Origin of the sequence: [Clostridium] ultunense DSM 10521, assembly GCF_000511955.1 — a bacterium.
Classification (GTDB): domain Bacteria; phylum Bacillota; class Clostridia; order Tissierellales; family Tepidimicrobiaceae; genus Schnuerera; species Schnuerera ultunensis.
Genome location: NZ_AZSU01000001.1, coordinates 419,337 through 430,023, shown reverse-complemented (window position 1 = coordinate 430,023; position 10,687 = coordinate 419,337). Strand labels below are relative to the sequence as shown.

Annotated in this window: 10 protein-coding genes; 2 read left to right on the top strand and 8 right to left on the bottom strand. The window is 32.2% G+C overall.

Annotated features, from left to right (window positions below):
* Positions 1-58: 58 nt before the first annotated feature.
* The 8 genes from CUL_RS19995 to queG all read right to left on the bottom strand — a co-directional run bounded on the left by CUL_RS19995 (position 59) and on the right by queG (position 8,287).
* Positions 59-553, bottom strand: coding sequence for a methylated-DNA--[protein]-cysteine S-methyltransferase (locus tag CUL_RS19995; RefSeq protein ID WP_005585193.1), 495 nt, complete (start codon positions 551-553; stop codon positions 59-61).
* Between the two features lie 4 nt (positions 554-557).
* Complete coding sequence (locus CUL_RS0102235; protein ID WP_005585194.1) at positions 558-1,229, bottom strand: DUF2225 domain-containing protein; 672 nt, start codon at positions 1,227-1,229, stop codon at positions 558-560.
* Positions 1,230-1,246: 17 nt separating this feature from the next.
* Positions 1,247-2,689, bottom strand: coding sequence for a VanW family protein (locus CUL_RS0102230; RefSeq protein WP_005585195.1), 1,443 nt, complete (start codon positions 2,687-2,689; stop codon positions 1,247-1,249).
* A 67-nt stretch (positions 2,690-2,756) separates the two neighbouring features.
* Entirely contained in the window at positions 2,757-4,709 is a 1,953-nt protein-coding gene (locus CUL_RS0102225; protein WP_005585196.1) for a cell division FtsA domain-containing protein, read from the bottom strand.
* A 13-nt stretch (positions 4,710-4,722) separates the two neighbouring features.
* Entirely contained in the window at positions 4,723-5,376 is a 654-nt protein-coding gene (nth, locus tag CUL_RS0102220) for an endonuclease III (protein ID WP_025640370.1), read from the bottom strand.
* Positions 5,377-5,384: 8 nt separating this feature from the next.
* On the bottom strand, positions 5,385-5,666 hold the full coding sequence (locus CUL_RS0102215) for a DUF503 domain-containing protein (protein ID WP_005585198.1): 282 nt from the start codon (positions 5,664-5,666) through the stop codon (positions 5,385-5,387).
* Between the two features lie 237 nt (positions 5,667-5,903).
* Complete coding sequence (locus CUL_RS0102210; RefSeq protein WP_005585199.1) at positions 5,904-7,094, bottom strand: glycine C-acetyltransferase; 1,191 nt, start codon at positions 7,092-7,094, stop codon at positions 5,904-5,906.
* Positions 7,095-7,162: 68 nt separating this feature from the next.
* Positions 7,163-8,287, bottom strand: a complete 1,125-nt coding sequence (gene queG / locus CUL_RS0102205; RefSeq protein WP_005585200.1) for a tRNA epoxyqueuosine(34) reductase QueG — start codon at positions 8,285-8,287, stop codon at positions 7,163-7,165.
* A 224-nt stretch (positions 8,288-8,511) separates the two neighbouring features.
* Between queG and sufC the strand changes: the two genes are divergently transcribed.
* Positions 8,512-9,264, top strand: a complete 753-nt coding sequence (gene sufC, locus CUL_RS0102200; protein WP_005582413.1) for a Fe-S cluster assembly ATPase SufC — start codon at positions 8,512-8,514, stop codon at positions 9,262-9,264.
* Positions 9,265-9,269: 5 nt separating this feature from the next.
* Positions 9,270-10,685: a Fe-S cluster assembly protein SufB gene (gene sufB / locus CUL_RS0102195; RefSeq protein WP_005582412.1), complete on the top strand. Its 1,416-nt coding sequence runs from the start codon at positions 9,270-9,272 to the stop codon at positions 10,683-10,685.
* Positions 10,686-10,687: the final 2 nt, after the last annotated feature.

The window sequence follows — 10,687 nt, the reverse complement described above, 5'->3', positions numbered from 1 at the left end:
TAATAACAAAAAGAGTTTTTTATTGACCTTAAAGTAAAAAGATTTCTTCAATGGAAATTTAATTATCCCTTTCTAAAGCCAATAACCTCTCTTTTAAATCCAGGCCTCCACCAAACCCAACTAAATGTCCATTGGACCCAATTACTCTATGGCAAGGAACTACTATTAATATGGGATTTTTATTTAGAGCACCACCTACAGCCCTATATGCCTTAGGCGATCCAATATTCATTGCAATCTCCTTATAAGTCCTAGTTTCTCCATAAGGGATTTTTAAAAGCTCAAACCATACCTTTTTTTGAAAATCTGTCCCCCTCAGGTCTAAGGGTAAAAAAAACTCTTTTAATCTACCATCCAAATACTCTATTATTTGCTTATGGTAATCATAATTGAGTCCATCAATTTTTCTAGTTTGTCCATATTTTCCATTCGCAAATTTGACAACATCTTCTTCATTCCCATCTAATAGGTTAAGATAGACTAGGCCCCTATTAGAAAAAAATATAATCATCTTTCCTAAAACTGTATTAAAATCATAATATTCAATACCCATAACCCTATCCTTCCCTTGCTAATCTCCACTGTTCTCTAACCATTTTTTCCAACATAAGGTTAGAGTTAATATTTGGATTAGATAAAGCGGTATTAAACCATTTTACTGCTTCATCCTTTTCCCCAAGCCTTCTATTGATTTCACCTATTAAATAGCTTAATTTCAATTCATCCATATTAGTATCTATTAATGACTCCCCATGGAAACCTTCTTCATAAAAATTCCTTGTCAAAATCAAGAATCGCTTTTCTTCGTCTTCCTCACCTTTAATCCTATATAACCAGGCTAAACTTAAACATAAAGAACCTAAATCGATTTTTTTGTAATCCAACAACTGCCCTATATAGAGGGCTAATTTATAGGTAATAATGGCTTCATCTACAGTTCTTTTCCCTCCATAGCTTCTTTTGTTCCACTTAGAGGTAATCTCCTTCAAGACTATTTCCTTTTCTTCTTTAGTAACTGAATTAAACTTTCCTTCCGTTGCTGCATAACCACAATTAGGACAGAGAAATATATTATATTTCAATGGATTTTCTCCTTCATAATAGGATAGGAAATCCTCATCCCTTTTAATTAACCTTAATCTTGAAGCCCTAACCTTTTTAGATTCAAATTCCATATTGCAAATAGGACATCCTACTTTTTTGTCATACAGCTCATCTATTTCTGTCAAAACAATTCCTCCCTGTACTAATTTTCTATATCTCCATCTTCAATAATGTTCTCCGACTCATCATCTTCTATTAAATTATTTAACCCACTATCCGTATCTGTAGACGTGGTAGTAGACGGTTCTTCACCTACCCTATAAATGAAATTCCTTGGCCTATAAAAATCCTTAGTAATTAAATCCTTGCTTATGGTCTTCCCGTTTTTTATTATAGATTTATAGGTATTTACCCTATAACCAGTTCTACCCTGTTGAACTAAAACCTTACTCCCTGGTTCTAAGGTTTTATCTAATACAATTTCCTCTTTAGCCGGGATAGTTTCCACGATTTCAGGCTCAATTTTTATGGTGTAATCTTTTGATTTTCTATCTCCATATACATAGAAATAGACTCGGTCTCCTAGAACTTTAGAATCAAAATATATTGGAAAATCAAAATCATTCCTAAATTTTAAATCTAAAAACCCAAAAGCGACTGCTGCATCTTGACCAAACTTCACATATTTAGCAGGTATTGAATGGGGGGATCTTTCCAAAATTGCTATATCTGCTAATAGCAAAGCATTATAAAGGGTTGTAGATGTTTGACATACACCCCCTCCTACATCTGGAGTAAATTCGCCAGCTATTATTACATTTGCTTCTTTATAACCATATTTTTTTGCTCTTGGACCAGTTGTTTCATTAAATGACATGGATTCACCTGGCATCAAAATTTTACCTTTAATGGCGTTAGCCGACAATCTAATATTTTCAATCCTATTTTGACTACTTCCCTTAAAGGAAGTTGAATATTCGCCAATAATTCCATTAATCCTACTCAACAGGCTCTTGGTTATTTTGGGAATTATATCCTCTACAGGTATCTGGATAATATCTAGTGAATGTATATTATCATACATCATTTGACGTAATTTATCCTTATCTACAGTTTTACCTATTATCTCCTCTGTAACCTGTATATTTCCACCATTAAAATGGAACTCTGCATCCTTCGGTTCTTTATCTATATCCTGACTAATATTTTCAACGATATGGTCTATCTTTTCCATATTTAAATTTGAATCTAGGGAAATTTCTACTCCATCTCTTTTAATTCGGACTATCTCTTTAAGCCTATTAAATAAGTTGCCTTCCCTGCCTACTCCATAAGCTCTATCAATAGCCTTTCCATAATCAAAATAAAACCCTAATTCCTTTAATCCATAATTATATTCCTTGTCCAGATATATTAGTCTCATATGCTTTCTACTTATTTCTTCTTCTTTTTTATCCTTGATAAAGTTGAAAGCCTCTTCTTTGGACATATAGGAAAGATCGTATTGATCAACTTTTACACCTTCATAAATTAGATCTGTGCTCAATACTTTAAAATAGCCATAAAAACCTAAACCTAAAATAATAGCAAGGAGAATAATCGCTAGTATTAATATAATTCTTGTTTTATTATTAGTACCTTCCATACTTGGCCTCCACCATATTATTTTTATAATATATTATTAAATATATGTATTATCCCTTATTAGAATACTATTTACTCCAAGAAATTTCTATTTTATCTCCATTTTTAAGAGGGGCCATATACTCAGCTACTTCATTATTTATTTTAAGTATTAAATTTCCTCTTGGCTTGGATAGGTCGAAATCTATATAGTCGAATAGATCGACAAATATAAATTCATCCTTATTATGCTCGATTACCTTCTCTTCTCCATTAATGACTAACTCAATAGTCCTATTTTCAATAATGGTAATATTATCCGATTCCTTCAAAAGGGTGTTATAATTGGCCTTTTGTCCATTTACCAATATATTGGTAAATGGTATTTTCAAATCTATGAATTCTAAAAATTCCCCTACACTTTTAACCTCTACAATATCTATTCTATCTCCTTCCCTTAATTGTGGATTGCCCTCTACTTTGTTTCCATTTATTCTAATATCCCTTACAAGATTGTAATTTTGGTTATTACAACTTACTATCTTCTCTACAGGAATACATTCGGATAAATAAGGAGTTCTTTTTTCCCCTTGGGCTGCTTTTACAATCTCTACTATATCCCCATCTTGTAATATAGTATTAAGATTTCCAGTTTTATTGTTTACATATATTTTAGCCGGATTTCCCTCTTCCCCTATGATAGTTTTTCTTTCACCATTAATAAAATATATAAAATGTTCTCCTAACTTTGGTATTAGATACCTTGGATTATACCCAGTTAAAACCAGTATATCTGAAACTTTGGCCTTTTCCGTATTAAATATGCGCACCTCTTCATCATTAAATCTTATTTGAATAAAATTCTCATACCGTTGGGTAGCTCCTTCTACAGCAATTCCAATTGGGGTTACTATATCTGGTCCATTAATACTAGGGTCCATACCTTCCAGATTTTCAATAAAACTAGTATCCCTAATAGAAACTCTTTCTTTAGGCAGTCCCAACTTTTCAGCAATGCAGTCCTTTAATCCAGGCATTTGACTACTCCCTCCAATGAGGAAAACTGCGCTAGGAGCTTTGCCATTGAATTCAATTATCTTTTCTGCTATTTCACTAGATATACTCTCTATTGTTTCATATATACTTTCAACTATTTCCTTTGTAGTTAATTTATGTTGTATATCAACTACATCGGCAAATTCATGAACTTCTTGGGAATTGAGTTTAACTTTCAGATTTTCACCATCATTAAAATCTAGTAGATATTTTTTGCATAAAGCCTCTGTTATCTCATCTCCTGCCTGAGATGTCATAGCATAGGCCATTATTTTTCCATCTTTCGTTATAGCAATATCCGATGTGCCTGCTCCTATGTCCACTAATGCTAAATTTAATAGTCTCAGTTCCTCTTTAATAGCTACATTTATAGCAGCTATTGGTTCTAAAGTAATGTTACTAATTTCTAAGCCACTCTTTGATATCACAGAATATAAGCCTTCTATAACCATCTGGGGTAAAAATGTTGCCAATAGTTTTACTCCTATTTTATCCCCTTTATGTCCCTCTAGCTTGTTCATTATATTATCATCTAAATAATAACTGATAACCGTATACCCAATATTATAATACTTCAACCTATTTTGTTCTTCATCATTATTAATAATTTCTTGGGCCTTCTGAACAGCTTCTAACTCTAAGACTTCAACCATATTTCTCCTTATTTCAGAATTACTACCTATTTCCTTATCCACTCTTACTTTACAGGTCTTTAGAGACCTTCCAGCAGCTGCTATGGAGACTTTCTTCAAGCTTGTCCCTAATTTCCCTTCCAACTCATCTTTTATCTCTTTGACCGCTTCAGTGACCCCATCAATATCATGTATTTGACCATCATACATATTCCTTTTGCTGTGTTCTTTAATAGAATAGGCTAATATATTGAATTCTTCTTCTGTATACTTACCAACGATACCAATTATAGTCCTAGTGCCTATATCTAATGAAAAAATCAAATCTTCTTTTGAATTTTTCCACTGTTTCATACTAACAGCCCTTTCATTCTTTATTAACCTCTTCTCTGTAATAGAAACAATAATCTGTTAATGGACATTTGTCACACAGAGGTCTCCTTGCCTTACAAATCCTGCGGCCATGAAAGATCAACAAATGATGGGCTTTAGACCACATCTCTTTATCGATATTATCCATCAAGTCCTTTTCTGTATCTAAAACATTTTTACTATCTGCTAAACCTATCCTATTAGATACCCTAAAAACATGAGTGTCTACAGCTATAGCAGGTTTTGAAAAAGCATTACTCAAAACAACATTAGCAGTTTTTCTACCAACTCCTGGAAGGGTTATCAATTCCTCTAATGTACCAGGTACTTCTCCATTAAATTTTTCAATTAGCAATCTACAAGTAGCTAAAATATTTTTGCTTTTAGTTTTATAAAAACCACAGGATCTAATTTTTTGTCCTAATTCCTCTTCCGTTAGCTTTAAATAGTCTTCTGGGGTTTTAAATTCTTTAAAAAGCTTTTCGGTGGTTTTATTGACTTGTACATCGGTACACTGAGCAGAAAGAATTGTGGCTACCAGCAATTCAAAGGGATTTGAATAATTCAACTCTGCCTTAGCATCTGGATATAATTCCATCAAAATATCTATTACTTCTTTTATCTCCTCTTTAGTTAATATCTTCTTCATATAATCACCTACAAAATTTCTATATTATAATCTATTATCTCTACCCTACTATCTCCGTCTATAAATTTTAATATTTGGGAAATAGTTTTATTGGCATGGCATGTATCATTTGTTACACAAGCAAATCCAATTATTGATGTTTTCCAGCTGTCATTTAATCCTACTTCAGCTATAGACACATTAAACCTTGATTGGATTCTACCCATTATACTCTTTATTATATGCCTTTTTTCCTTAAGTGAGTTTGATTCATATAGCATCAATTTCATGGAACAAGTTCCTACTATCATAAATTCACCTCAGTGCTACATTAACATTGAATATATTTTACAATTATCAACTCATGTTTTCAACATTAAAAGAAAATTATATGCTTTCTGCATATAGATTTTAAAAAAGGCTTCTATTGAAATATTGTTAAGGAAGCCTATTTTTAAAATTTATTTAGGTCAAATTCTCTTTAATAAATATCTTATAATTGAGAACTTTCCTATTCGTTATAAAAAAAGAGGACAAAATCCTCTTTTTTATTCTAATATCTTCATTTCCTTTCCAACCTTTTCAAAAATATTTACAGCCCTATCCAATTGTTCTTTAGTATGTCCTGCTGTTACCATACACCTTACCCTTCCTGTTCCTCTTGGTACAGTTGGGAATACTATGGCTGAAACAAATACGCCATTTTCTAATAACTTTTTACTGAATTCCATAGTTTCAGCTTCGTCTCCAATTATAACTGGTGTAATCGGTGTTTCGCTATGGCCAGTATTGAATCCAAGAGTGCCTAATTTTTGTTTAAAATACTTAGCATTATCCCATAGTTTATCTGTATATTCTGTAGACTCCATTAACATTTTTATTGCTTCCATTATAGCTCCTACTGCTGCAGGTGGTAATGAAGTACTAAATAGCACTGGTCTAGCTCTGTGATTTAACCATTCATACATAGTCTTTGATCCTGCCACATATCCTCCTACTACTCCTATAGCTTTTGAAAGAGTACCTATTGAGAAATCTACCCTACCATGCAACCCAAAATGGTCTACTGTTCCCCTACCACTTTCTCCTAAAACCCCTGAACCATGAGCATCATCTACATAGGTCATAGCTTCATATTTTTCAGCCAATTCAACTATTTCTGGTAATTTAGCAATATCTCCATCCATACTAAATACTCCGTCAGTAATTATTAGAACATTTTTATATTTATCCCTATTTTCTTTAAGTACTTGTTCTAAATTGTCTAAATCGGAATGCTTAAATATTTTTCTATCCGCCTTACTCAATCTAGTACCATCAATTATGGAAGCATGGTTTAATTCATCGGATATGATTAAATCTCCAGCTTCAGTTATAGCTTGGATTGTTCCTGCATTACAATTGAAGCCCGATTGATAGATAAATGCAGCTTCTTCTCGTTTAAATTCAGCCAGTAATTCCTCTAATTCTTCATGAATTGACATATTTCCAACTATAGTTCTCACTGCTCCTGCCCCTGCACCATATTTTTCAACGGCTTCTATAGCTGCCTTTTTTAATCTTGGATGATTTGCAAACCCAAGGTAATTGTTTGAGGATAGATTAATTACCTTTTCTCCATTTAAGATTATTTCAGCTTCATTTGCTCCCTCTAATATAGGTAGTTTTCTATATACCCCTTCTTTTTTTAGTTCTTCAATTTTTTCTTTTAAATAATTTAATTCATGAACATTAGCCAAGGTGTTCCCCTCCTATAATATAATTTTAGGTTTTCTAACACAAATATAGTATAACATAAATTTAATTCTCATTGGTAATCTTTGTGAATGAAATATTTAATAAGATTTTTCATCTCTGACCTTACATTTTCATCTCTTTCTATCCCTATCCTCTCCTCTACCACTTCCTTTCCACATTCCAAATCTATTTTTAGAATAGCCCATGCAGCGTATTCTCTAATCACAGGATTAGGATCATTTAATAAGGATTCTAATAATTTAATATTCACCCTATCCCTCATATTTCCCAGGGCTATTATTCCATTCCTTTTTAAGATATTTTTCCCCCGCCAGCTACCAGCCATTTCTCCATACTTTTCCTTAAATTGTCTATTAGAAATAAAGAAAAGTTCTTCTATATCCATATACCCTTTGGTAACCTTTGGCAAAAATTCTTTACAGTTTGATTTTTTTACATCTTTATTTTTAGGACATACAAGTTGACATGTATCACAACCATAAATCTTTATTTCCATCTTATCCCTTAGTTCATAAGGAATTTTTTCCTTAGTTTGTGTTAAATAGGATATACATTTTTTAGGATTAAACTTAAAAGGTCCTTCCAAAGCTCCAGTAGGACAATGATCAATGCATATATTACAATCTCCACATTGACTATCAATAGATATAGGGATAAAGTTTATATCTAAATCAGTTAGTATATAGCCTATAAATATGAAGGAGCCGTATTCACCATTTATAATAGAACAATTCTTTCCATAGTATCCTATACCCGATTTATTAGCTAATTCTCTATCTATCAAAGGTCCTGTATCAACAAAATACTTATAGGTAAAATTCGTTATCTTTCTTATTTCTTTAATCAAATCCTCCATTTTACTTTTTAGGACTATATGGTAATCTATGCCCCAAGATGATTTTGAAATCAAACCTTTCAGCTTATAGTCTACCCTTTCATTTAATCTATTATTATAAGATAATCCGATTACAATTATAGTTTTACATTGGGGAAAAGTTAGCCTTGGGTTAATTCTTTTATCTATATCTCTTTCCTCAAATTCCGTTTGTCTATTTTTCTTTTGTCTGGCAATAAGATAATCTTTTTTATTATTTAGAGGTTCACAGTCTGTAAACCCTATCATATCTATATTTAATTCTTTTGATTTATCTACAATATATCGTTTTAAACCCATAAACAACTCCTATTCTAATACTTTTTCCTTTCTAAATATATTATACCATCCTTTTTTTAAAAAACTATATTGGATTCTTTCGTTATAATTCTCTGATTTCATCCTAATTTTTAAAAAATTATTATATCCTAGTAAAATGGTAGGTTTTTTTCAAAAATTATGGTATACTGTATTGAGAATAGTTATCATCTACTAAAGATTATTATTTGCAAAGGAGAGTGTCTATGACAAAAAATCTATTAAATGTAAAAAATTTAAAGATAAATATAGAGGACAAAGAAATACTAAAAGGCCTTAATCTTCAAATTAATGAAGGAGAAATCCATATTCTCATGGGGCCCAATGGAAGTGGAAAATCTACTTTAGCCTATACCCTAATGGGACATCCTAAATATGAAATTGCAGAAGGTGACATAATCTTCAATGGTGAATTGATTAATGACCTTAGGGCAGATGAAAGAGCTAAAAGAGGAATATTTCTATCTTTCCAATATCCAGAGGAAATACCTGGGGTTACAGTAGAAGAGTTTTTAAGAACTGCTAAAACTTCAGTGACTGGAAAGTTTCATGGAGTTATAGCCTTTAAAAAACTATTAAAAGAAAAAATGGATCTATTGGAAATGGAAGAAGAATATGCTTCTAGATATTTAAATCAAGGATTTTCCGGTGGCGAAAAGAAGAAAAATGAAATTCTTCAAATGTCAGTGCTTGAACCTAAACTGGCCATATTGGACGAAACGGATTCAGGCCTTGATGTTGATGCTATAAGTATAGTAGCTGAAGGGGTTAAAAGAGTTCAAGATGATAAAAAATCTATTTTAGTAATAACCCATTATAACAAGTTATTAGATTATCTTAAACCTGATTTTGTTCATATTCTCTTAGATGGAAAAATTGTTAAAACCGGTGGAATAGAACTAGCAAAAGAAATCGATGAAAGAGGATATGAAAATATAAGGACAAAATATTCTAATTAATAGAGGTGAGCAATTTGGAAAGAAGAAAAACTTATATTGAAGACGTAGATAGAGGTATTTATGATATTAAAAATAAGTTTACCTACAGATACAAATCGGATAAAGGATTAACTCCAGAGATAATAATCGAAATTTCTAAAGAAAAAGATGAACCAAAATGGATGACCGATTTTAGGCTTAAATCCTTAGAAATATATAGTAGTAAACCAGTTCCAACATGGGGTGCTGATTTATCTGGCCTAGATATGGATAATATAATTACCTATGTTAGACCTGATGCAGATATGGGAGATAGCTGGGATGATGTGCCAGAAGATATAAAGAAAACCTTTGAACTGCTTGGAATTCCTCAAGCAGAAAGGGAATCCTTAGCAGGAGTAGGTGCTCAATATGATTCAGAGATTGTATATCACAATATTAAACAGGAGTTAGTAGACCAAGGAGTTATATATACAGATATGGAAACTGCTCTTCACCAATATGAAGATATAGTTAGAGAGCATTTCATGCAATTAATTCCTCCTAATGATCATAAATTTGCTGCTTTACATGGAGCTGTTTGGTCTGGAGGTTCTTTCGTTTATGTTCCTGAAGGTGTAAATGTAGACATTCCTCTTCAATCCTATTTTAGGTTAAATGCACCAGGCGCCGGACAATTTGAGCATACTTTAATAATTGTAGAAAAAGGAGCAAATCTTCATTTTATAGAAGGATGTTCTGCACCTCAATACAGAGTTACAAATCTCCATGCCGGTTGTGTAGAGCTATATGTACGGGAAAATGCCAGGTTAAGATATAGTACTATAGAAAACTGGTCTAGAAATATGTATAATTTAAACACTAAAAGAGCTATAGTAGATAAAAACGGAACTATCGAGTGGATTTCTGGTTCTTTTGGATCTAAAGTTACCATGTTATACCCTATGAGTATATTAAAAGGAGAAGGAGCAAAATCAGAGTTTACTGGAGTAACCTTTGCATCTACTGGACAATATCTAGATACTGGAACCAAAGTTGTTCATGCTGCCCCTCATACTATTTCCTCCATAAATTCAAAGTCCATTTCTAAAAATGGTGGGCATGCCTTTTATAGGGGGCTACTTAAAGTAACTCCAGATGCTTATGGCTGTAAGTCTACAGTTTCCTGTGAATCCTTGATGTTGGATAATGAATCAGCATCTGATACAGTGCCGGTAATAAAATTGGATAATGATAATATAGATATAGGCCACGAAGCTAAAATAGGCAGAATTAGCGATGAAGCTATATTTTATCTTATGAGTAGAGGAATAAATGAAGAAGAAGCAAAAGCTATGATAGTTAGAGGTTTTGTAGAACCTATAACCAAAGAACTTCCATTAGAATATGCTGTTGAGTTGAATAACTTAATAAATATCGAGCTAGAAGGCTCTATTGGATAGGT